This window comes from Kribbella sindirgiensis (assembly GCF_004331435.1).
Taxonomy (GTDB): domain Bacteria; phylum Actinomycetota; class Actinomycetes; order Propionibacteriales; family Kribbellaceae; genus Kribbella; species Kribbella sindirgiensis.
Genome location: NZ_SJKA01000033.1, coordinates 29,183 through 50,629, shown reverse-complemented (window position 1 = coordinate 50,629; position 21,447 = coordinate 29,183). Strand labels below are relative to the sequence as shown.

The following is a 21,447-nucleotide window of genomic DNA, read 5'->3' as shown; positions in this document are numbered from 1 at the left end:
CACCCGCCGAAGCCGAGGCCGACTACTATGCACAAACCCGAGACGACCAACCGGTCGCACTCACATAACCGAGGGCGCACCAAACCCGGGACGGTTCACGTTTCGGTGGCGACAGGGGCAGGTCCACTACTCGGGGTGGTGCATTCTCTTGTCTGCTCTATCCCGGGGTAGTTCCGTCCTTGGGAACGGGATCCTATTTACGGTGGTGCGATGAGCGTGTCATGGGGCGATTACTCGCCCTTCGATCCAGGTGTCACCCGGCCGCTGCATGAGGTGACGGGGCGTGAGGCGCGGGCGGCGTTCAGGCGGTTGATGGACGCCAAGCACGAGCGAGCTTCCGAGTTGCGTCGGTTGCTCGCGGGCAACGGTGTGGTGCTGGCGGGCGACGATGCAGGCTTGCAGTTGGTCAATGACTGGTTCCTGAGCGAGGTGGAGGGGGTTTCGGGGACTGGCCGGCTTCGGAGCCTGTGGTACGCGGTGGTCAACGATCTCGCCTTGTTCCTCGGCGACGTGATGATCGAGCGGAGCCCGAACTTGCAGTGGGTCATGTTCGACAAAGGGGTTCGTGACGTCGCGTTTCAGCGGCACGTGATCATGGGGTTCGAGGGCGTGGCCAACCCGAAGTACAACGTCGACGTCGATCGCCTCCTCGCTACGTACGGGCACCAGATCGTCGCCGGTGCGTCAGACGAGACTGACGCATTTCTCACTTGGATAGCAGCCGCGAGCGACAAGGCATGTGCATGACGACACAGGTCGACTCGAAGAACGCCGGTTCTCATCGTGCGTCGTCGTCTGTGGATCGGGTGTCAACCGCGTGAACTACCTGCTTGGCGTATCAATGGTCCGCATCGTCGAGCTCGGTCGGGAGCGGATCGCCGCGATCGGCGACCAGTTCGACGAGACGCGCCAGACCGGTCAGCTCCGGACGCAGGGTTACCGGGCCGACCTCCGCGCGGCGGGCCGGACGGTGGTTCCCGAGCTTGTCCGACCGACGGAGTACTTCCATCGGGCCGACGGCGCTGCCGCGATGGCTGACCTGCTTGCGCTCCCCGAGCCGCCCGACGCGGTGTTCTGCTACAACGACCTACTGGCCCTCGGTGCACTCCGCACCATCCTGAGCCGCGGCCTCCGCGTCCCCGACGACATCGCCCTGGTCGGCTTCGACGACATCGAGGACGGCCGCTACAGCACCCCGAGCCTCACCACGATCAGCCCCGACAAGACCCAGATCGCCAAGAACGCCGTACGGCTCCTGCTGAACCGCCTGGACGGCGACCGCTCCGCTCCCGCCGAACTGCCCGCCGACTACACCCTTGAGATCCGCGAGAGCACCACGGGGTCAGTGCGATGATGCCGGTATGACGAGCTCGGAGGTCGAGGCGCATCTCGCGAAGGTGCGTTCGGCGACCCGTCGCCGCGATGCCGAAACGATGATCGAGCTGATGCGCCGCGTCACCGGCGAGGAGCCGCGGATGTGGGCCACGGTCGTGGGCTTCGGTGAGTACCACTACAAGTACGCGAGCGGCCGCGAAGGCGACGCTCCCGCGGCCGGTTTCGCGGCGAGGTCAGCGGCGACCACGGTCTATCTCAACGACGGCGTCGGGGCGCACTCTGACCTGCTCGAGAAGCTGGGCCCGCATACGACCGGCGTCGGCTGCGTGTACATCAAGAACCTCGACGACATCGACCTGGACGTGCTCGAGACCGTCGTACGGCGCTCGTACCAGACGCTCACCGCCGGCATCTACACCAACCGCGCCCGCGAGAGCTAGGTGCCGCGCATCAGACGGTCGCCCAGGTCCGAGCGGCGGTAGAGGACGGAGCGGCCGTGGCGTGCGGAGATGAGGAGACCGGCGGCCCGTAGTGCGCGCAGGTGCTGGTTGACGGCGGTCGGGGTGACGTCCAGGCGTACGGCGAGTTCGGTCGACGAGGTCGGTGTTTCGAGGAGGCCCATCAGCCGGGCGCGGACGCGGCCGATCAGGCCCACCAGGGCGATGGCCGGCGTGCTGGTTTCGGTCTCCCAGAGCGTTCCGAGACCGCGCGCCGGGTACATGATGTGCGGTGGTTCGTCGGCGGAGATGGGCGCCGTCGCCCGCCTGCTGAACAGCGAGGGGGCGAGCGTCAGTCCGCGCCCGGCGGTCGACGTGCGGTACGAGAGGTCACTGCGCAGGCGTACGTACACGACGTTGTCCTCGAGGCGGACGTGCTGGTCGAGGTCGGCGAACATCACCGCGAGGCCGGAGCGTGCCGTGACCCGGCCGCGGTGGACGACGTCGGCTTCGAGCACGGTCCGCATGCGTTGCCAGTACGGCTCGAAACACGCCTCCCAGTACTCCCGCAGCCCGGCCAGGACGCGGGTGAGCACCCTGTCCGGACGGCCCCGGAGTACCGCGGGCAGTGTGCCGGGGTGGATCTCGGCGAGGTCCGCGCGGACGACACCGTTCGGGGTGCCGGTCAACGCCGCGAGCTCGTCGTCGATCCGGCCGAGCGGGGTGTACGGCCGCGGGGTGAGGAAATCCGGCGTCCACAGCGCTTCGTTCGTCAAGGCGCGAAGCAGGTCCAACGGCAGTCCGGCGCGGGCCGCCTCGGTGGCGCGCAGCCAGGGCAGCTGCAGCGGGAACCGGCCCGGATCGCGCAGGGTCCGCAGCGACAGGACGAGCTCGTTCAGCGGCGAGATCGCGAAGCGCACCTCGCCGAGATCGTTGCCGACCAGCTCGTACTCGATCATGAAGCAATACGCTACATCGATGGTGGCCTCGCAGGCCCGGATGCGACAACTGTCGCGTGCCCGAACTCCTCCGCGATCCTGTCGTCCGCGCGCTTGCCTCCGCCGTTGCCGCGCTGTCCCTGTCCCGCGGGATGTTCTTCGCGGTCAGCGCGCTCTACTTCACCCGCGGCGTGGGACTGTCCCCGGCGGCCGTCGGGATCGGCCTCACCATCGCCGGAGCAGTCGGCGTCCTCGCGTCGTACGCCGGTGGTTGGCTGAGTGACCGAGTCGGCGCCGACCGTCTTCAGCAGTGGGCCCTCGCGGCGAACGGGGTCGCACTGCTGGGATATGCCCTGGCTCGCGACGTCGTCTCCTTCGTCCTGGTCGCGGCTTGCGTATCGGCCTCCCGCGGTCTGCAGAGCACTGCCCAGATGACGTTGCTCGCGCGATGGTTCGTCGGGCCGGAAAGGGTCGCCGTTCGCGCCCGGTTGCGGGTGGTGATGAACGTCGGGATCGGCATCGGCACGCTGCTCGCGGGCCTGGCGCTGGTGGTGGACACGGCAACGGCGTACCGCCTGACCGTGGTGCTCGTCGGTGTGATCACCATCCTCGGCACGATCCCGCTGGCCGGTCTGCGCCACAGAGTTCCCGGTCTGGCGGAGCGGATGGATGCCTCGGCGAGTATCGAGGCGCCGCGCGGACCTTCGCCGCTGAAGGACCGCACGTACGTCGTGTCGACGGTTCTCAACGCCCTGCTGGCGATCCACTTCGCGCTGACGTCGGTCGGCATCCCACTGTGGGTGGCGGACCACACCGAGGCGCCGACCGTCGTCGTCTCGGTGCTCCTCGTGGTCAACACGGCGTACGTCGCGCTCTTCCAGGTCCGCGCGTCCCGCGGTACCCAGGACCTGCGCACAGCCGGGCGATCGGTACGCCGCGCGGGCCTGCTGCTGCTTGTGGCTTGTTTGCTCTTCGCCCTCGCCGGTCACCTCGGTGCCGCCGCGGCGACCGCTGTCCTGCTGCTTGGCGCGCTCGCGTCCTCGGCAGGCGAGACGCGCGGCGAAGCGGGCAGCTGGGGTATGGCGTTCGAGCTCGCCGATCCCGCCCGCGCCGGGGCCTACCAGGGCCTCAGCCAGACCGGCCTCGCGTTGGCGCTGATGCTCGGTCCCGCAGTCGTCACGACAACCGCCATCGATCACGGCACCATGGGGTGGATCGCACTCGGAGCCCTCTTCGCCATCATCGGCACCGCGACCGCGATCGTCGCAAACCGCGCTGCAGCAAGCAGAATTCAGCCCGCCGAAGCTCCCGCCGTGAGCTGAAGCCTCTCGTCAGGCGGTGTCGGCGGTGTGGGCGATGTTGCGCTGCATCCCGCCGAAGACGATGCCGTGGAACGGTTTGATCGCCCACCAGTACAGCTGGCCGGGCAGGCCGTGCGGGTGGAAGAGGGCACGTTGCCGGAACACCGTGTTGCCGGCCGTGTCCTGATCGACGATCAGCTCGAGCCAGGCGAGGCCCGGCAGCCGCATCTCGGCCTGCAGCCGCAGCAGCTTGAGGTCCTCGATCTCCTCGACCCGCCACCAGTCGAGCGGATCGCCGACGGACAGGTCGCGCGGATTCCGCCGGCCACGGCGCAGACCCGGGCCGCCGAACAGCCGGTCCAGCAGGCCGCGAGCCCACCACCCGAGTCGCCAGGAGTACCAGCCGTTTCCACCGCCGATGCCCTCGATCACTGTCCACAGCTGCTCGGGAGTCGCGCGGACGACGCTCTCGCGTTCGTCGACGTACAAGGAGCCGCCGGACCAGTCGGGATCGCTCGGTAGCGGATCGCTGGGTGCGCCGGGGGTCGAAGCGGAAGCCCAACTGGTTGTGACGTCGAACTCGCGCACCCGTTTCAGCGCGAGCTCGACGGCCCGGTCGAACCCGATCAGGCCCGGCTCGGGATCCGGAACGTACTTCGCGATGTCGTGCTCCTTGCAGATCACCTCGTGGACCAGGCTGTCCACCAGCGGTCGGGCGATGCTGCTCGGTACCGGGGTGACCAGGCCGACCCAGTGACTCGACAAAGACGGCGTGAGCAGTGGCAGCGTGACGATCCGGCGTCGGTTGAGCCGGGCGACCTTCGCGTAGCGCTGCATCATGCCGCGGTACGTCAGGATGTCAGGGCCGCCGATGTCGAAGCCGCGGCTGACCTCGGCCGGCAGGTCGGCGCTTCCGACCAGGTAGTGCAGTACGTCGCGGACGGCGATCGGCTGGATCCGCGTACTCAGCCAGCGCGGAGTGACCATCACCGGGAGCCGGTCGGTGAGGTGGCGCAGCATCTCGAACGACGCCGAGCCCGATCCGAGGATCACGGCCGCCCGCAGCACCGCAACGGGTACGCCGGACGCGAGCAGGATCTCGCCCACCTCGCGGCGGGAGTCCAGATGCGGCGATAGCTCCTCGCCCTCGGGGTACAGGCCGCCGAGATAGACGATGCGCCGTACGCCGGCCTCGCGAGCCGCGGTACCAAAGGTCAACGCGTTGTGCCGGTCGCGGGACTCGAAACGGTGCCCGGTGCCGAGTGAGTGGATCAAGTAGTACGCGATGTCGACGCCATCCATCGCCGTCCGCAGTTGGCCGGCGTCACCCGCGTCCGCCTCGGCGATCTCGACATCGCCGTACCAGGGCCGGTCACGCAGCCGCCGCGGGTTCCGGGCCATCGCACGCACGCGAAAACCGGCCGCGAGCAACTCCGGCACCAGCCGGCCGCCGATGTACCCGCTGACACCGGTCACCAACGCCAGACGCTGCTCCATGGCTCCTCCCAGCTCGAGATCCAGACCTCGCAGTACCCGTTCGAGGCGCCGTTAGTCCTCGGTGACGCCGGACCCATCTGCTGGTGCGGGTGCTCCGAATGCCCACGGGCGCTCGATGTGCCTGACAGCAGAGGGAGGAACAGTCATGAGTGACGCAACACGCCGGGGCTTCCTGGTGGTGGCGGGGGCGGGTACGGCGGCCGCGGTCGGGGCGGTCGCGGTGCCGAAGGTGTTCGGAGACCGGTCGACGGAGGCCTCGAGCCAGCCGCTGACCGCGGCGGACCTGGGGAACGCGGAGTCGTACGTCGTCCACGTGAAGGACGTCCGCGAGGGCCGGATGGCGATCCTGGTCGGCAATCGTGAGGTGCTGGTGACGGACCGCGAGCTCGCCGCGCGGATCGCCGGCGCGACCACCCCCTGATCACAGTCCGACTCTCAGTGAAGGAAACCTGTCATGTCTTCGCACCGTGAGGCGCCCGAGATCTCGAAGGACCCGGTCGCCGACAACACCGATGTCTACGCTTTCGTCAGCCCTGACAAGCCGGACACCGTCACCCTGATCGCCAACTTCATCCCGTTCCAGAACCCGTTCGGCGGCCCGAACTTCTACGAGTTCGGTGACGACGTGCTCTACCAGATCCACATCTCCAACAGCGGGACGGGCAAGGCCGACATCTCGTACCAGTTCCGGTTCCGTGCCGAGATCCGCAACAAGAAGACCTTCCTGTACAACACCGGTCCGATCACCTCGATCAAGGACCCGGCGTGGAACCGGCCGCAGTACTACTCGGTCACCCGGGTGGAGCGCGGCCGGTCCCGGGTACTGGCGCGCAACCTGGCCGCACCGCCGGTCAACGTCGGAGTCCGCGGTACGCCGGACTACGCGAAACTCGCCCGTCAGGGGATCCACACCATCGGCACGAACCGCAAGGTGTTCGCCGGCCAGCGCGCGGACGGGTTCTTCGCCGATCTCGGCAGCATCTTCGACCTCGGGACGCTGCGCCCGTTCCAGATGGCGCACCTGATCCCGTCCGCCGCGGCGATGGGCGTCAACGGGTTGCAGGGCTCCAACGTGCACACGATCGCGCTGCAGGTCCCGATCAGGGATCTCACGCGCGACGGCACGCGGCCGACCGATGTGCTGGACCCGAAGTCGGTGATCGGTGTCTACGCTTCGGCGAGCCGTCAGTCGTCCAGGATCCTCGACGACCAGCTCGGGATTCCGGTCTGGCACGGCCCGTACAAACAGGTGTCGCGGCTCGGCAACCCCTTGTTCAACGAGGTGATCGTGCCGATGGCCGACAAGGACCGGTGGAACGTGCTGCCTCCGCACCTGGACAAGCAGTTCGCTCAGTACGTGACGAAGCCCGAGCTGGGTGGGTTGCTGCCCGTTCTGTATCCGGGGGTGTTTCCGAGGCTCGCGGCGTACAAGAAGCCGCGGGCCGACCTGGCGGCGATCCTGCTGACCGGGATTCCGAAGGGTGTCGTTCCCGGGTTCCAGAACTACACCGGGCCGGTGCAGGCGGATCTGTTGCGGCTCAATGTCGCCGTGCCGCCGTCGGATTCGCCCAACCCGCTGGGGCTCGTGGCCGGCGATGCGGCTGGGTTCCCGAACGGACGCCGGGTGTTCGACGATGTGGTCACGGTCGAGTTGCGGGCCGTCGCGGGGTTGACGATTCCGCTGGTGGATCCGTCGTTCACGCCCGATGATGCGGCCGGGGCGATCAAGGACGGTACGTCGAACACGAACGCCGACTATTTGAGCTGGTTTCCGTACCTGGGCAATCCGGCCGGCGGGTACCAGTCCAAGCCGGGAAGGCCGGCCGCGTGATGTCCGGCGTGGAGAACCCGCATGCGGGCAAGGGGTCGTCGGTCTTGCTGGACATCGGCGGCGATGTCGGCGCACTCGTCGTCGAGATGCCCGCCACCCTTGAAGGGCAGGAGATCGAGCTCCGCGGCCTGCACCACCACGTCGGGCACAGTCATGGGCACGGACACGGGCACCTGCCGCATGTCGGCGTGGTGCCGCGGGCCGCGCCGGACGGGGAGATCATCCATTCGGCCGTGTTCTTCGAAGTACCCCAGGGCAGCTACGAGTTGTACGTCCGCCCGTCGGAGCCGGTGCAGTTGACCGTTGAGGTCGCGGGTGGGGCGGTCACCTACGCCAACTGGTCAGGTCCAGAGGGATAGGAGGACCTTGCCTGAGAGGTTGGAGTCGGCGGCTGTGGTGAAGGCTTCCACGGCTTGGTCTGCCGGGTACTCGTGGGTGACGACTTGCTCGAGGGCGGGGTTCGTGGCGAGGAGTTGAACGGCCTGGTCGATCTCGTCCTTGAAGTGCAACGTCCCGCGGAGTTGAAGTTCACGGGAGACCAGGGGAGCGAGGTTCACGCCGCGCGGCTCGTCGGCGGGGATGCCGACGAGTACGACGGTGCCTGCCCGACGGGTCGCGGTGAGCGCGGCAGTGATCGCGGCCGGCACGGCGGTGCACTCGAGGACAACATCGAAGTACCCCGCCGGGATCTCGTCCACGCCGACCTGGACCGTACCGTGCACTCCGAGGTCCCGGGCCCGCTGCAGCGGGCCCGGGAGCACGTCCGTCGTCACCACCTCGACCGCACCCGCGGACAGGGCCGCCGACGCCGTGAGCAGACCGATCGCGCCCGAGCCGGAGACGAGCACCCGCTTGTCCTTCACCCCGTCGGCAATCGCGATGGCGTGCAGAGCGACAGCCAGCGGTTCGGCCAGGGCGGCCCGGCGAAGCGGTAGCGTCCCGGGCAGGGTACGCACCATGTGATTGCCGACGACAACGAATTCGCTCAGGCCGCCCTGGGTGTGCGGCCAGGTCGAGGCACTCCCGAGATAGGCACCGTTCGGCCACAGGTGCGGGCGGTCCTCGATCCCCGGCTCCGGCGTACCGAAGGTGGCCGGGTGGATCGTGACCGGCGTTCCGGGGGCGAGTTCGCCGGACGGGTCGAGGTCGACGGTGCCCGACAGTTCGTGACCGGGCACCAGCGGTTCGCGGACGACGTACGCGCCGTTCGCGCCCTCGTGGTAGTAGTGCAGGTCGGATCCGCAGATCCCGCCGTACGCCATCCGGAGGCGGACCTGGCCGGCCTGTGGCTCCGGGGTCGGCAGCTCGGTCTCGACGAGCTCGAGCCTGCTCCGGATGACGATCGCCTTCATAGTTCTCCTTCAGGCCGTGGCGGTGGCGGGCGAGGGCGCGTCCTGCAGCGCCGGTGTGCGGTCGGTGGCGTTCTCCGGGGCGAGCAGGTCGCGATCCCGGGTCTCGGGCGCGAACAGTGCGGCACCGAAGGTGATCGCCATCGCGACGGTCATGTAGATCGCGACCGGCACCCAGGAGCCGAACGCGTTCATCAGCGCGACCGCGATCAGCGGCGCGAAGCCGCCACCGAGGACGGCGGCGAACTCGCGGCCGAGGGTGACACCGGCGTACCGGTAGCGGCTGCCGAAGAGCTCCGGGAAGTAGCTCATCGTCACCGCCACACCTCCTTGGCAGGCGAACACGAAGCCGACGATCATGGCCAGGTAGATGACCGTGAGATTTCCGGTGCTCAGGGCAACGAACGTCGGGAACGGCAGGAGCAGCAGCAGTCCGGCGATACCGAGGAACACCGAGCGCCGCCCGAACAGGTCGGACAGGTAGCCGAGTACGACCGCGCCGAGTCCGCCGAAGATCGCTCCCACCAGCAGGATCTCCGGCACGGTCTGCGCGTCGATCTTCACGGTTCCCTTGAGATAGGAGGCCATGAACACCTGGTACGTGTACGACTGCACGCTCAGTCCGACGGTCATCAAGGTGACCAGGGCAACGGCCTTCTTGCCGTTCCGGAACACCTCGCGGACTGGCGCGGCCGCGGCTGTGCGCTCGGCCTTGATCTCCGCGAACACCGGCGTCTCCTTGAGCTTGCGCCGCAGGATGTACGCCGCGACCGTGACGAACGCACTGCTCAGGAACACGAGCCGCCAACCCCACGACATCAACTGCTCGTCCGGGAGCAGCTGCACCAACGCCCACGCCCCGGCGCCGAGCGCCGTACCCGCGGCCGCACCGGTCATGATCAACGCGGCCAGCCGTCCGCGCTTCCCGCGTACCGCCGTCTCGGTCAGCAAGGTCGCGCCGCCGGACTGCTCGGCGCCGGCGCCGAAGCCCTGCAGGAACCGGCTCAGCACGAGCAGGATCGGCGCCCAGACGCCCACGGACTCGTACGTCGGCAGCACGCCGATCGCCATCGTCGCGACGCCCATCAGGGTCAAGGTGGCCACCAGGATCCACTTGCGCCCGAGGCGATCGCCGTACCGCGAGAAGAAGAACCCGCCGAGCGGACGGGCGCAGAAGCCGACCGCGTAGGCGCTGAAGCTGGCCAGCAGGCCGGCCGTCGCGGAGATGTTGGGGAAGAACAGATGGCTGAAGACCAGCGCCGACGCGGTCCCGTAGATGACGAAGTCGTACTGCTCCAGAGCGGTGCCGATCAGACCGGCGAGCGCGGCCCGGCGGGTGTCTTGAGGTTTCGGTTCCATGGCGGATTTCCTTCGGGGTCTCAGGCCGCGGGCGAGGCGTGCGGCCGGGACGTGCGGGAGCGCGCGGCCTCACGGGCCGCGGCGCGGACGCCGTCACGGGTGATGACGGCGACGTACTCGGCCACACGGCCGGTGAAGTCGTTGCTTTCGGCAAGTTCCGTGGGGAAGACCTGGGCGAGGACGGCGCGGACCAGGTCCACGCCGGGGCGGGTTCCGGCCGCGAGCGCCCCGAGCCGCTCGCGGGCCGGGTCGACCATGGCCCGCGCGTGCGGACCGGGGTCGAAACCGGGCAGGGGTACGACGCAGCACAGCCAGGCCGCGCAGGTCAGCGCGAGATGCTCGGGCATCACGCCCTGTCCCAGCAACTGGATGGCCGGTGCGGGGACGCGCTGGGGGAGTTTGACCGAGCCGTCCGTGCCGACCTGCTGGGTGCGGTGGCCGAGCGCGGCGTTGGACCAGCGGTCGAAGAGCGAGGCGACGTACGCCTTGACGTCGAAGTCCCGGGGCAGGGTGACGGTCGGCAGGTACTCGTCCTCGAGCACCGAGCGGGCGGCGGACTCGATGAAGTCGACGGCACGCGCTTCGGGAATCGTCGCGCGGTCGTCGAGCGCACCGAGGTACGCGATCAGCGAGTGGGTGCCGTTGAGCAGCCGGAGTTTCAGCAGCTCGTAGGCTTCGACCTCGTCGGAGAACACCGCGCCGCCACGTTCCCAGGCCGGTCGGCCGGCGGCGAACCGGTCCTCCATCACCCACATCGTGAACGGCTCGGCCGGCACCGGACTGAGGTCGTGCACGCCCAGCAGTTCGTACGCCGCCGCGCGGTCGGCGTCCGTCGTCGCCGGGACGATGCGGTCCACCATCGAGTTCGGGAAGGCGACGTTCTCGGCCACCCAGTTCTCGGCCTTGCTGCCGTGCAAGAACTCGAGCACCAGGCGACGGGTCTGTGTCCCGTTCGACTGCATGTTGTCGCAGTTCAGGACGGTGATCGGGGCGCCGTGTGTCGCGGCCCGGCGTTCCAGGGCACGTGCGATCTGCCCGATGACGGTGCGCGGCGCCGCACCGGACCGGTCCGCCACGATGCCGGGATGATCCAAGGCGAGCCGGTGCGTGCTCGGGTCCATGCAGTAGCCGTGTTCGGTCACCGTCGTCGAGACGATCCGGGTGTCCTCGGCGGCGATGGCGTCGACCACCGCGGCGGGGTTGCCAGCGGCAACGATCGCGCCGGTGTGGACACCCGGGACGCTGATCGAGGAACCTTCGGGTGACCGTTCGAGCACCGAGTAGAGACCGTCCTGGCGGTGCATCGCGTCCGCGACCGCCGCCGAGCGGCTGGCGACGCCGAGGATGCCCCAGCCGTCGCGGGCCTGTGCGGTGTAGACGGCCTGGTGGGCTCGATGGAAGTTGCCGAGGCCGAGATGCACGATGCCCGTGCTCACAGGTCGGTCGGTCAACAGATGCTTGCGGACCGAGGCGCGGTTCAAGGCGCTCACCAGTCGGTCACAGAGCCGTCGAGACGGCGCGCGACGGGCAGGTAGGCGGGTTCGTACGGGAACTTCGCGGCCAATGTCTCGTCGACCTCGACGCCGAGGCCGGGTGCTTCGCCCGGGTACAGGTACCCGTCGCGGAACGACCAGGCGTGCGGGAACACCTCGTGCGCCAAGGCGTCGTACCCCATGTACTCCTGGATGCCGAAGTTGTGCGTCGACAGCCCGAGGTGGACGCTCGCGCCGAACGAGACCGGCGAGACGTCGGACGGCCCGTGCGGTGCCGCCTTCACCTGGTACACGGCGGCGAGCGCGAAGATCGAACGCAGGTGACTGATGCCGCCGGCATGCGCGACCGCGACTCGGATGTAGTCGATCAGCTGTCCGGTGATCAGGTCCTTGCAGTCGTAGATCGAGTTGAAGACCTCGCCGATCGCGAGCGGAGTGGTGGTGTGCTGCCGGACCAGGCGCAGCGCCTCCTGATTCTCCGCGGGAGTGACGTCCTCGAGCCAGAACAGGTCCGCGGGTTCGAGCGCCTTGCCGAGTCGCGCCGCCTGCTGCGGAGTCAGCCGGTGATGCGCGTCGTGCAGCAAGGCCAACTCGGGGCCGACGTGCTCCCGCACCTTGGCCAGTACGCCGGGCACATGGCGCAAGTAGGCATCGGTGTCCCACGCCTCGACCACCGGTACGGCGCCGCGTTTCGCCGGCTCGTATCTGCCGGCGTCGCGATGAACGCCGTACACGGTCTCGAGCCCGGGTACGCCGGACTGCGCGCGAACCGCCCGGAATCCGTCCTGTCGCCGCGCGTCGACCTCGTCGAGCAGCGCCGGGAGCTCCCATGCGGAGGCGTGCGTGTAGGCGAGGACCTTGTCGCGGACCGCGCCGCCGAGCAGTTGGTACACCGGCATCCCGGCGGCCTTGCCCTTGATGTCCCACAGCGCAAGGTCGACCGCGCTGATCGCGGCCATGGTGATCGGACCGCGGCGCCAGTACGCCCCGCGATAGAGGTACTGCCAGGTGTCCTCGATCCGTGCCGGGTCGAGTCCGGTGAGCAGCGGTACGACGTGGTCGCGCAGGTAGCTCGCGACGGCGAGTTCACGGCCGTTGACGGTGGCGTCGCCGTACCCGACGAGGCCGTCGGCGGTCTGCAGTTTGAGGGTGACGTAGTTGCGGCCGGGGCTGGTGACGATGACCTCGGCGGCGATGATGCGATCGCTCATAGCGGGTACCTTCAGGTGAGGTTGCGCAGTTCGTTGCCCTCGGCAAGGGCGGTGAGGTTGGCGGCGATGTCGTGGATGCGGCCGCGGAACGTCTGCCGGGTGATCCCGGACAGGTGCGGTGTGAGCAGGACGTTGTCCACGTCCCCGAACGGTGCTTCGGACGGTTGCGCCTGGTCGCCGCCGGACGGGTACGAGTACCAGACGTCGAGGGCGGCGCCGCGGATCGTCCGGTCGCGCAGGGCGTCGTACAGCGCCTGCTCCTGGACGAGCGGACCGCGGGCGACGTTCACGAGTACGCCGTCTGCGCCGAGTTGGCTCAGCTCCGCGGCGCCGATGATGCCGCGGGTGGCCTCGGTCAGCGGCGCGGAGACGACGAGGACGTTGGACTCTTCGAGTAGGCGTGGGAGTTGGGACGTGTCACCGGACCAGCTCAGGCCGTCGGCTTTTCCACTGGCGGTCACGGCTTGGGCTTGGGCGCCGAAGGCTTGCAGCACTCGCCAGGTGGCTCGGCCGATGTGGCCGAAGCCGAGGAAGCCGACCCGCGCGCTCGCCAGCGTCTCGGGCTGGGTGAGTGCTGCGTCGTACACGGGCGAGCGCCAGCGGTTGCGGCGCAGGGCCGCGTCAGCTTGGGGAAGCTCGCGACGCAATGCGATCAGGGCCCAGACAATGTACTCGGCGATCGAGTCCTCGTGGTGATACGTGTTCGCGACCGGTACGCCGGTGGCCTCGACGCGGTCGGTGCCGGCTCCAGCGACCTGCACGAGCCGGAGGCTCGGCGCGGCGTCCGCCATCTCCTGGGTGAACGCCGGACCCACCAGGACGTCGGCGGTCTTCAACGCGCCGAGGAGGTCGTCGGGAAGCCAGACCAGCTCAGCTTGAGGTGCCAGCGCCTCGAGCTCCGCGCGCAAGGGCAACAGGTTGGGGTCGGTGACGACGACTCTCATGCGTCGCCCCGTTCGCGGCGCGCAGGAGTCCATCCGGCCACCGGGCCAGTGCTCTGGCGAACGACCAGCTGGGTCGGCAGCGTGACGGCGCGCGGCTCGGCCGGGGTCTGCCCGGGCTCGGCGGTCAGCTGCTGGTGGAGCATGTCGATGCTCATGACACCGGCCCGCGACATCGGGACCTGGATGCTGGTCAGCGTCGGCCGGCCGACCTCCGCGAGCGGGGTGTCGTCGATGCCGATGACGCTCAGCTCGCCGGGCACCTCGACACCGAGCGCGGCTGCTCCGGCGATGATGCCCAGGGCCATCAGGTCGTTGTGGGCGATCACCGCGGTGGCGCCCGAGGCGACGACACTGGCCGCCGCAGCCTGGCCGCCGGCCACCGTCTCCGCCTGCCAGCCGAGCACCTCCAGCTCGATGTCCGCCTGGTCGGCCAGCTGCCGGATCGCCTCCACCCGGGTTTGGTTGGACCAGGACAGCGGCGAGCCCTGGGCGTAGGCGACATGCTCGTGACCGAGAACGCGCAGGTACTCCAGCGCCTGGCGGAGCCCGTCGGCGGCATCCGGTACGACGCTGCTCGTCTCGTCGCTCGTCCGGTTCACCAGGACGAGCGGGGTGTCGCCGCACAGCTCGACGATGTCGTGGGCGGGCAGCCGGGGCGAGCAGACGACGAACCCGTCGACCCGCTCGTGCAGTTCGCCGATGATCTCCCGCTCGCGGTCCGGACTGCCGTCGGTATCGGTCAGGACGACCGTCTGGCGGCGGTTCCAGCCGTGCGCCTGGGCGGCCTTGACGAAGCTCGCCCAGACCGGGTTGCCGATGTCCGGGACGATCATCGCGACCGTCGCCGAGCGGGTCGGTAGCCCCGACCGGGACCGGCGGCCGGCCGAGGCGACGTACCCGATCTCCTCTGCGGCACCGATGATCCGGCGCAGCGTGTCGCGGCCGATCCGGTCCGGGTCGCTGAACGCCCGGGACGCGGTCGACAACGACACACCAGCGCGCTGTGCGACGTCGGTCAGGGTGGGGTTCACGGCGAGCTCCCGAGGTTGCGGCAAGGTTTCGCCAAGATTGCGGCAAGTTGCGCAACTCTGTCAAGAGCTCGGTCGGTCAGCCGTCCAGAAGCTGCACCTCCGCGAGGTTGGTGAAGCCGCCGTGCGTGTCGGCGATCCGGATCATCGGGTACGTCGCCTGCGTGGCCAGCGGGAACGCGTACCACTGATTGCCGTCGGTGATGCCGTTGATCGTGGTGAGCGTGGTCCAGGTCGCGCCGCCGTCCGTCGAGCCCTGAACGAGGTCACCGTTGGCCCGCGCGGGGAGGTTGCTGCGCGGGCGGACCCGGACGGCGTCGAAGGTCAGGTTCGTGCCGGCCGGGGGAGTGACGGAGACCCAGCCGTTGCCGGAGGTCGTGTCGGTGAAGGTGTTCAGGTCCCCGTCGAACATCCGCCAGCCGTTGGCCTCGGGAGTGCCGACGCCGGGGAAGGCCGGACTGGAGGCGACCACCCAGCCCTGCTGAACTTCCACCGTTCGGACGCGAGTGTTCCAGAGTTCGAGCGCTGTGCCGTCGGTGGTGCCGATGATCGTCGCCCCGGCCTGGCCGCTCGCGGTCGTGTAGTCGACGGTGAAGGTCAGCGGGCGACCGTAGCCGACGTCGTCGGGCAACGTGACCTCGGCGGTCCAGTGCTCGCCGTCCTGGCTCGTCGCCTGAGCATCGAGTCCTTCGATCGAGGCATCGACCTGGCTCAGTGGTTCAGTGGCCGTCATCGTCAGCGTGACGGTGTCGCCGTTCTGCGCGCGCTTCGGGTCGGTGCCGTCAGAGGCGATCGACACCGAGTTGATCGCCGTACTCATCTCCTGCCGCTGGCCGTAGACGCGGAACTCGCTGAAGCTCGACAGCCCCGGGTACGCCGGATCCGTGGGAACGCCGGGATGGTCGACCTGGAGCTTGAGGAACCGGAAGCTCTGGCCGCGGGCCTCGTCGCGGACCGGGATTCGCTCGAGTGCGAAGCCTTCGTCGGAGGTGTCCGTGGTCTCGCGCGACGTCAGCAGGGTCCACGTGCGGCCGTCGTTCGACCCGTACACGTTCGCGCCCTGGGTGCGGTTGCCGAAGTTGTACCGCGCCTGCAACCCGAACGCGTCGGCCGTGACCCGGAAACCGGCGCCGAGATCGATGACGGCCGGAGCGGTCAGGTCGCCGGAGAAGGTGTTGAAGTCCCCGTCCAGCATGTTGCCCAGGGCAACCTGTGACAGCGAGGCCGAGGTCGCGCGTCCCCAGTAGTCGAACGAGCCGTCGTCCGGCATCGTCGGCGTCAGCTTCTCGAGCCGGCCGACCGCGGCCTGCAGCGCGACGAGATCAGCGGCGAACGTCGCCGGGTCGGCGGTCGCGAGATCCGCCTCGGCCGCCGCTTTCGCCGCGTCGACGGCGGAGCGGGTGGCTCGGACGTACGTCGTACCGGCGTCGTAACCCGCGAGCGCCGCGGTCACGGCGTCCTGGCGGGTCGCGCTGACGGTCAGCCGCACCCGCAGTACGGCGTCGGTGGCCGCGTCGGAGGCGACGACGAACGTGTTGTGGTCGCCGACCTGGGTCGTCGTCGGCGTCCAGGTGAGTGCGCCCGTTGCCTGGTCGAGCGATGCGCCGGCGGGGAAGTTGGTGCCGGGGGCATAGGACAGCTGATCGGGGTCGGACGCCGAAAGCGTTGTGGACAAGGGCTCTCCGGCGATTGCGAGCAGTCGCACGTCGGGCCTTTGCGTGAACTGCGGAGGCGTGAGCTGGGCCTTCGCCTGGAGGTTGATCGCGTCGACGTCGACGCTGACCCCGGGCGAGCCGACGACCGTGTAGTAGGCGAGGGACTCGCCGCCGGCGCTGCCGCGGAGCTTGCTCGTGTCCATGTCGTAGGTGACGTACCGCCAGGCGCCGTGCGTGTTCGGCAGCGTCAGCGTGTGGTACGGCGCGAGCCCCTGCTCCTTCCTGATCTGCAACGTCGCCGTGCCGTTCGTGCGAATCAGTACGCCGACCGGGCTGTAACCGTTGCGGTTGTCGTACAGCAACGTCCGTACGGCGATCGTCGTCCCGGCGGACCGAGCCCACATCCGGACGAACCCGTCGCCCACCGACGTGCCCGGCGTGATGGGAGTGGTTCTCGTCTCCGCCTGCACCAGGGCGTCGCGTTGGACCGGCGGCGCCGATCCGGCGACGGAGGCCGGAAAGGACAGCCAGGAATCCGGGTTGAAGTCCGGGTTGCTGTTCCAGAAGTTGTACGGCGCCGTACCCCAGTAGAACCGCGCGCCTGCGTCCTGGGTCGTGGCCAGCGTGGTGATGCTCGGTGCGATCTTGGCGATGGCCGAGCCGAGCCTCGACCTGTAGATCGTGTAGAGCTCGTTGGTCGGGTCGAAGATCCGGCCACGGTACGCCTGGGACAGCACGCCGCCGCGCTGGGTGGTGTCGATCCACGGAATCGTCTTGCCCATCATGAACGCGAAGAACTGTTCGGAGCCGCGCAGCAACCGGTCACCGCCGAACGCGTACACCGAGACCGCGTCCCGCCGCGTCGACACGGTCCCGCGAACCGGGTCCAGCCGGGTGCCCTGGATGTCGATGACGCGGGCGAGCTGGGTGAGCATCGTGACGTCGTCCCAGGCATGGGCCTGGTCCCGTCCCATCTCCTGCAACTGCACGAACGTCTTGCCGTACGGGTTCCGCGGATCGCTCTTCGCGATCACCGGCATGACCTTGCTGAGCGCGCCGTTGGTGTCGTCGTCAGGGTTGGTGGAGTTCACCGAGAACCACTCGACCGCCTCGCGGTAGCGCGGGAGGTTGTCGGTGAAGACGTAGCCCGCGATCGCACCGATGAGCGAGTAGCTGTGCTGATTCATGAAGTTGCGATTGCGGTACAGGAAGGTCTGCGTGAGCGGCACGATCAGGTTGCCGGTGAGGTCCGTGGTGTCGGTGTCGCTCCAGCCGAGGTCGTAGCCGTCGTCGGCCGGGGCCGTCACGGTCGAGTAGCGCACGATCTCGGCGGCCGCGAGCATCCGCATCAGCGGCGCGCCGCTGTGGATGTGCGCGTCGGGGTAGTAGACGTAGCCGGCGGGATCCATATGGGCCCAGATCCGGATCAGCTTCAGGCTGTTCTCGCGGTAGACCGGGTCGCCGGTGACGAAGTACAGGATCGACTGGGTGTACGCCCGGAAGGCGTCGTCGATGAACCTCGACTGGATGCCCTGCGAGTTGAAGGCGCTGCTCGCCGGCCGGTCGAGGACCGTGCCCTGGTTCTTGGAGCTGAAGGTCCGGGAGGCGTACGGCGTGGCGGTCATCGCGGCGTAGTACGAGGCCCACGGCTCGACTCCGGCGCGGGTCTGCTTGCGCGCGAGCTCGAGGGACGACGCGCTGACGGCGAGTCCTGGATGGACGAAACCGGCGCTCGAGGTGACCCGGGTCAGCTCTGGCAAGGGGGCCGCTGTGGACATCGCCGGCGTGGTGGGTGCGGCGCCTACCGGGACGACTCCGGCGACTGCGAGGAGTGCGGCCAGCAGGGCGGTCAGGACGGACGATCTCAGAACAGCCATCAGGACACTCTCCAGTGTGGTGGCGGCCGCCTGTGCTTATGGAAGGCGGGGGAGCGGTCGGAGCCTCGCATCGCACCGAGGCGGCCGCTAGCTCGCGGCCGCCTCCGAAAATTTTGATCCGCTGATAGTTAACGTTTTCTATGCCAGCCTGACGGCATGCCTCCCGTACCCGAAAAACTGCCGGCGCTCGTCGCGATGTCCCCCGAGCACTGGCCGCAGCTGTTCCCGGCCGACGTCCGCCGGCGGCTGGAGCAGTTCGCCCTCGTCGACCCGGCCGGTCCGGTCGATCGGTTCGACGATCCCCGCGCCCTGGATCGCCTGGCCGAGGTGGAAGTTCTGGTCAGCGGATGGGGATGCCCAGCCGTCGACCGGGCGTTCCTGGACGCGGCGCCGAAGCTGCGCGCGGTGCTGCATGCCGCCGGTAGCGTGAAGGGCCACCTGAGCCGCGAGGTCTGGGAGCGCGGCATCGTCGTCTCGTCGGCGGCAGCGGCGAACGCCGTACCGGTCGCGGAGTTCACCCTCGGGGCGATCCTGATGGCCGGCAAAGGCGCCTTCGACCTGCGGGAACGCTATCGCCGCGAGCGGACCTTCGAACTCGGCTACATCCACCCGGAGATCGGTAACAACGGTCGCACCGTCGGGCTGATCGGCGCCTCGCGGATCGGCCGGATGGTCCTGGACCTGCTGCGGCCGTTCGGGTTCCGGGTCCAGGTGTACGACCCGTACGCCGGGACTCTCGACGTACCGACCGTCGATCTGGGGACGCTGCTGAGGACGAGCGATGTCGTCAGCGTGCACGCCCCGTTGACCGCGGAAACCCGGCATATGCTGGGCCGTTCGGAGCTCGCGCTGCTCCGCGACGGCGCGACGCTGATCAACACCGCGCGCGGCCAGGTGGTCGACACCGACGCGTTGACCGCGGAGCTGATCTCCGGGCGGATCACGGCGGTGCTCGACGTCACGGAGCCCGAACCGCTGCCGTCCGGATCACCGCTGTTCGAGCTGCCGAACGCGTTCGTGACGCCCCATATCGCCGGCTCGCACGGCAACGAGCTCGCGCGTCTCGGCCTGTGCGTCGCGGACGAGCTGGGGCGCCTGGTCGCCGGTGAGCCGCTCCGCTTCGGGATCGGCATCGCGGACCTGGACCGCGCCGCCTGATCCTGGCGCCGATCCACGGGGCCGATCCACGGGGCCGATCCACGGGGCCGATCCAAAAAGGCAACGATTGCCACGCCTTGACACGTCTGAAAGCCAGCGCTACCTTCACGGCAGATGGAAAGCGCTTTCTAGATCCTGGTGAAGGAGTCGCTCCCATGAGTACTCGAACCTCCGTGCGTTCCAGCCTCTGGCTGGGATTGCTGGCGGTCCCCGCTGTCGCCTTCTTCCTGGTGTTCAGCTACGCGCCGATGGCCGGCCTGGTGGTGGCGTTCAAGGAGTTCGACATCAGCAAGGGCCTGTTCGGCAGCCCGTGGAACGGCCTGGACAACTTCCGCTACTTCTTCGCCTCCGGTGACGCGCAGCGGATCCTGCTCAACACGATCGTGCTGAACGTGCTGTTCCTGGCCGCCACGCTCGCCGCCGGCGTGACGCTGGCGATCATGCTGAACGAGATCCGCGGCCGCTTCTTCAAGCGGGCGGCCCAGTCGACGATCTTCTTCCCGTACTTCGTCTCGCCGGTCGTCATCGCGATCATGCTGCAGGTGCTGCTGTCCGGCCCGGCCGGAGACGGGGGCGTCGTCAACGACGCACTGGCCGGCTTCGGGCTGCCGACGGTCAGCTGGTACACGGAGCCGGGACCGTGGCCGTGGATCCTGACCTTCGTCAAGATCTGGCAGCTGGGCGGCTACATGAGCGTCATCTTCCTGGCCGCGATCACCTCGATCCCCGAAGACGTCTACGAGGCGGGCCAGATCGACGGGGCGAGCCGCGCGCAGATGGCGCTCCGGATCACGCTGCCGCTGCTGAAGCCGACGGCCGCGGTCCTGCTGGTGCTCGGTGTCGGCCGGATCTTCTACGGAGACTTCGGCACGATCTACGCGATCGTCGGCGACAACGGCACGCTCTTCCCGACCACCGACGTGATCGACACCTACGTGTTCCGGTCACTGCGCCAGATCGGTGACTTCGGCACCACCGCGGCGATCGGCCTGTTCCAGTCGGTGGTCGGTTTCGTTCTGGTGTCGACCGCGGTGCTGATCCAGCGCCGGTACTCGAAGGAGACGAGTCTGCTGTGACGACTGCGACCTCTACGACCTCGAGCCTGGCCAAGGCTGCCGGCCGGACAGCCGCCAAGCGGCGCACCGGTGGCTGGGAACCGTTCACCGTCGTCAGCGTCATCGGCGTCGCGCTGTTCATGCTGATCTGCCTGATCCCGTTCTGGGTGATCCTGTCCGGGTCGTTCACCGACGAGCAGACCCTGGCCGGCAAGGGCTACAGCCTCATCCCGCAGCCGTTCTCAACAGCGGCGTACAAACTGATCTTCACCGGGCCGACGCTGGTCAGCGCGTACGTCGCCAGCATCTTCATCACCGTTGTCGGTACGGTACTGGCGCTCAGCATCACGTCCGGCCTGAGCTGGGTGATCGCGCGGCGGCTGCCCTACGTCAGCCGGCCGCTGGCGATCTTCGCCTACATCCCGATGCTGTTCGCCGGCGGTCTCGTCCCGCTGTACCTGCTGGTCACCCAGTACCTCAAGCTACAGAACAGCTACTTCGCGGTGATCCTGCCGTTGCTGGTGGCACCCTTCCTGGTCTTCATCCAGGTCTCGGCGTTCCGTCAGCTGCCGGAGGAGATCCTCGACTCGGCCCGGGTCGACGGCGCGGGCGAGATGCAGATCTTCTTCCGGATCGGGCTGCCGCTGTCCAAGCCGATCCTGGCCGTCGTCGGCCTGTTCTACGCGGTCCACTACTGGAACGAGTGGTTCACCGCGCTGCTGTTCATGTCGGACATCCACAAGTACCCGCTCCCGCTGCTGTTGCAGAACCTGATCTCGAACGTCACGTTCTCGCAGATGCTGCCGACAGCCGCGGAACAGTCGACGCCGGTCTACCAGCTCCGGCTCGCCCTCACGGTCGTCACCATCGGCCCGATCCTGCTCGCGTACCCGTTCGCGCAGCGCTACTTCGTCAAGGGCATCACCCTGGGAGCCACCAAAGGCTGACGGTCTCCCCACCACGCCATCTGAACCTGGAA

19 protein-coding genes are annotated in these 21,447 nt (G+C 68.6%); 10 read left to right on the top strand and 9 right to left on the bottom strand.

What is annotated here, in order from left to right; all coding sequences use genetic code 11:
* Positions 1-210: 210 nt before the first annotated feature.
* The 3 genes from E0H50_RS41955 to E0H50_RS41945 all read left to right on the top strand — a co-directional run bounded on the left by E0H50_RS41955 (position 211) and on the right by E0H50_RS41945 (position 1,775).
* On the top strand, positions 211-747 hold the full coding sequence (locus E0H50_RS41955; RefSeq protein ID WP_131296858.1) for a hypothetical protein: 537 nt from the start codon (positions 211-213) through the stop codon (positions 745-747).
* A gap of 70 nt (positions 748-817) precedes the next feature.
* Positions 818-1,354 (top strand): LacI family DNA-binding transcriptional regulator, encoded by a 537-nt coding sequence (locus tag E0H50_RS41950; RefSeq protein ID WP_238151708.1) that lies wholly within the window; start codon positions 818-820, stop codon positions 1,352-1,354.
* A 7-nt stretch (positions 1,355-1,361) separates the two neighbouring features.
* Positions 1,362-1,775 carry a DUF1801 domain-containing protein gene (locus tag E0H50_RS41945; protein WP_131296856.1) on the top strand — a complete coding sequence of 138 codons (414 nt, stop codon included), beginning with the start codon at positions 1,362-1,364 and terminating at the stop codon, positions 1,773-1,775.
* Here E0H50_RS41945 and E0H50_RS41940 read toward each other — a convergent pair.
* Positions 1,772-2,731, bottom strand: coding sequence for an ArsR/SmtB family transcription factor (locus tag E0H50_RS41940; protein ID WP_131296854.1), 960 nt, complete (start codon positions 2,729-2,731; stop codon positions 1,772-1,774). The genes E0H50_RS41945 and E0H50_RS41940 overlap by 4 nt on opposite strands.
* 56 nt (positions 2,732-2,787) lie before the next feature.
* On the opposite strand from E0H50_RS41940, the gene E0H50_RS41935 reads away from it, so the two are divergent.
* Positions 2,788-4,032: an MFS transporter gene (locus E0H50_RS41935; protein WP_202868582.1), complete on the top strand. Its 1,245-nt coding sequence runs from the start codon at positions 2,788-2,790 to the stop codon at positions 4,030-4,032.
* A 9-nt stretch (positions 4,033-4,041) separates the two neighbouring features.
* Here E0H50_RS41935 and E0H50_RS41930 read toward each other — a convergent pair whose 3' ends face one another.
* Positions 4,042-5,508, bottom strand: a complete 1,467-nt coding sequence (locus tag E0H50_RS41930; protein WP_131296852.1) for an SDR family oxidoreductase — start codon at positions 5,506-5,508, stop codon at positions 4,042-4,044.
* A 145-nt stretch (positions 5,509-5,653) separates the two neighbouring features.
* Between E0H50_RS41930 and E0H50_RS41925 the strand changes: the two genes are divergently transcribed.
* The 3 genes from E0H50_RS41925 to E0H50_RS41915 are packed head-to-tail and all read left to right on the top strand — an operon-like array spanning position 5,654 to position 7,698.
* A complete protein-coding gene (locus E0H50_RS41925) occupies positions 5,654-5,929 on the top strand; it encodes a twin-arginine translocation signal domain-containing protein (protein ID WP_131296850.1) in 276 nt (91 codons plus the stop codon).
* Positions 5,930-5,962: 33 nt separating this feature from the next.
* Positions 5,963-7,339 carry a DUF4331 domain-containing protein gene (locus E0H50_RS41920; RefSeq protein WP_131296848.1) on the top strand — a complete coding sequence of 459 codons (1,377 nt, stop codon included), beginning with the start codon at positions 5,963-5,965 and terminating at the stop codon, positions 7,337-7,339.
* Between the two features lie 8 nt (positions 7,340-7,347).
* Entirely contained in the window at positions 7,348-7,698 is a 351-nt protein-coding gene (locus E0H50_RS41915) for a hypothetical protein (protein WP_238151707.1), read from the top strand.
* Here the strand turns inward: E0H50_RS41915 and E0H50_RS41910 are convergent.
* From E0H50_RS41910 to E0H50_RS41880, 7 genes are all read right to left on the bottom strand, one after another.
* Positions 7,681-8,691 carry a zinc-binding dehydrogenase gene (locus E0H50_RS41910; RefSeq protein ID WP_131296844.1) on the bottom strand — a complete coding sequence of 337 codons (1,011 nt, stop codon included), beginning with the start codon at positions 8,689-8,691 and terminating at the stop codon, positions 7,681-7,683. The two genes, E0H50_RS41915 and E0H50_RS41910, sit on opposite strands and share 18 nt — an antisense overlap.
* A 9-nt stretch (positions 8,692-8,700) precedes the next feature.
* Complete coding sequence (locus E0H50_RS41905) at positions 8,701-10,047, bottom strand: MFS transporter (protein WP_131296841.1); 1,347 nt, start codon at positions 10,045-10,047, stop codon at positions 8,701-8,703.
* Positions 10,048-10,067: 20 nt separating this feature from the next.
* Positions 10,068-11,537: a mannitol dehydrogenase family protein gene (locus E0H50_RS41900; RefSeq protein WP_202868581.1), complete on the bottom strand. Its 1,470-nt coding sequence runs from the start codon at positions 11,535-11,537 to the stop codon at positions 10,068-10,070.
* Positions 11,534-12,751 carry a D-mannonate dehydratase ManD gene (gene manD / locus E0H50_RS41895; RefSeq protein WP_131296839.1) on the bottom strand — a complete coding sequence of 406 codons (1,218 nt, stop codon included), beginning with the start codon at positions 12,749-12,751 and terminating at the stop codon, positions 11,534-11,536. Before manD ends, E0H50_RS41900 begins: the two co-directional genes overlap by 4 nt.
* Before the next feature lie 11 nt (positions 12,752-12,762).
* The gene (locus E0H50_RS41890) at positions 12,763-13,695 is read right to left on the bottom strand and encodes a 2-hydroxyacid dehydrogenase (protein ID WP_131296837.1); all 933 of its coding nucleotides are present in this window, start codon (positions 13,693-13,695) and stop codon (positions 12,763-12,765) included.
* Positions 13,692-14,726 carry a LacI family DNA-binding transcriptional regulator gene (locus E0H50_RS41885; protein WP_131296835.1) on the bottom strand — a complete coding sequence of 345 codons (1,035 nt, stop codon included), beginning with the start codon at positions 14,724-14,726 and terminating at the stop codon, positions 13,692-13,694. The genes E0H50_RS41890 and E0H50_RS41885 overlap by 4 nt, the downstream gene beginning before the upstream one ends.
* 76 nt (positions 14,727-14,802) lie before the next feature.
* Entirely contained in the window at positions 14,803-18,255 is a 3,453-nt protein-coding gene (locus tag E0H50_RS41880; protein ID WP_131296833.1) for a putative Ig domain-containing protein, read from the bottom strand.
* Between the two features lie 156 nt (positions 18,256-18,411).
* On the opposite strand from E0H50_RS41880, the gene E0H50_RS41875 reads away from it, so the two are divergent.
* The 3 genes from E0H50_RS41875 (at position 18,412) to E0H50_RS41865 (ending at position 21,415) form a co-directional block, all read left to right on the top strand.
* Positions 18,412-19,413 (top strand): hydroxyacid dehydrogenase, encoded by a 1,002-nt coding sequence (locus E0H50_RS41875; protein WP_202868580.1) that lies wholly within the window; start codon positions 18,412-18,414, stop codon positions 19,411-19,413.
* A gap of 155 nt (positions 19,414-19,568) precedes the next feature.
* Positions 19,569-20,489, top strand: coding sequence for an ABC transporter permease (locus E0H50_RS41870; RefSeq protein ID WP_131296831.1), 921 nt, complete (start codon positions 19,569-19,571; stop codon positions 20,487-20,489).
* Positions 20,486-21,415 carry a carbohydrate ABC transporter permease gene (locus tag E0H50_RS41865; RefSeq protein ID WP_131296829.1) on the top strand — a complete coding sequence of 310 codons (930 nt, stop codon included), beginning with the start codon at positions 20,486-20,488 and terminating at the stop codon, positions 21,413-21,415. Before E0H50_RS41870 ends, E0H50_RS41865 begins: the two co-directional genes overlap by 4 nt.
* Positions 21,416-21,447 lie beyond the last annotated feature (32 nt).

Bases quoted from the DNA above. Each gene is read 5' to 3' on its own strand.
- E0H50_RS41955 (WP_131296858.1), top strand. From the start codon at position 211: ATGAGCGTGTCATGGGGCGATTACTCGCCCTTCGATCCAGGTGTCACC.
- E0H50_RS41945 (WP_131296856.1), top strand. From the start codon at position 1,362: ATGACGAGCTCGGAGGTCGAGGCGCATCTCGCGAAGGTGCGTTCGGCG.
- E0H50_RS41940 (WP_131296854.1), bottom strand. From the start codon at position 2,731: ATGATCGAGTACGAGCTGGTCGGCAACGATCTCGGCGAGGTGCGCTTC.
- E0H50_RS41930 (WP_131296852.1), bottom strand. From the start codon at position 5,508: ATGGAGCAGCGTCTGGCGTTGGTGACCGGTGTCAGCGGGTACATCGGC.
- E0H50_RS41925 (WP_131296850.1), top strand. From the start codon at position 5,654: ATGAGTGACGCAACACGCCGGGGCTTCCTGGTGGTGGCGGGGGCGGGT.
- E0H50_RS41920 (WP_131296848.1), top strand. From the start codon at position 5,963: ATGTCTTCGCACCGTGAGGCGCCCGAGATCTCGAAGGACCCGGTCGCC.
- E0H50_RS41910 (WP_131296844.1), bottom strand. From the start codon at position 8,691: ATGAAGGCGATCGTCATCCGGAGCAGGCTCGAGCTCGTCGAGACCGAG.
- E0H50_RS41905 (WP_131296841.1), bottom strand. From the start codon at position 10,047: ATGGAACCGAAACCTCAAGACACCCGCCGGGCCGCGCTCGCCGGTCTG.
- manD (WP_131296839.1), bottom strand. From the start codon at position 12,751: ATGAGCGATCGCATCATCGCCGCCGAGGTCATCGTCACCAGCCCCGGC.
- E0H50_RS41890 (WP_131296837.1), bottom strand. From the start codon at position 13,695: ATGAGAGTCGTCGTCACCGACCCCAACCTGTTGCCCTTGCGCGCGGAG.
- E0H50_RS41880 (WP_131296833.1), bottom strand. From the start codon at position 18,255: ATGGCTGTTCTGAGATCGTCCGTCCTGACCGCCCTGCTGGCCGCACTC.
- E0H50_RS41875 (WP_202868580.1), top strand. From the start codon at position 18,412: ATGCCTCCCGTACCCGAAAAACTGCCGGCGCTCGTCGCGATGTCCCCC.
- E0H50_RS41870 (WP_131296831.1), top strand. From the start codon at position 19,569: ATGAGTACTCGAACCTCCGTGCGTTCCAGCCTCTGGCTGGGATTGCTG.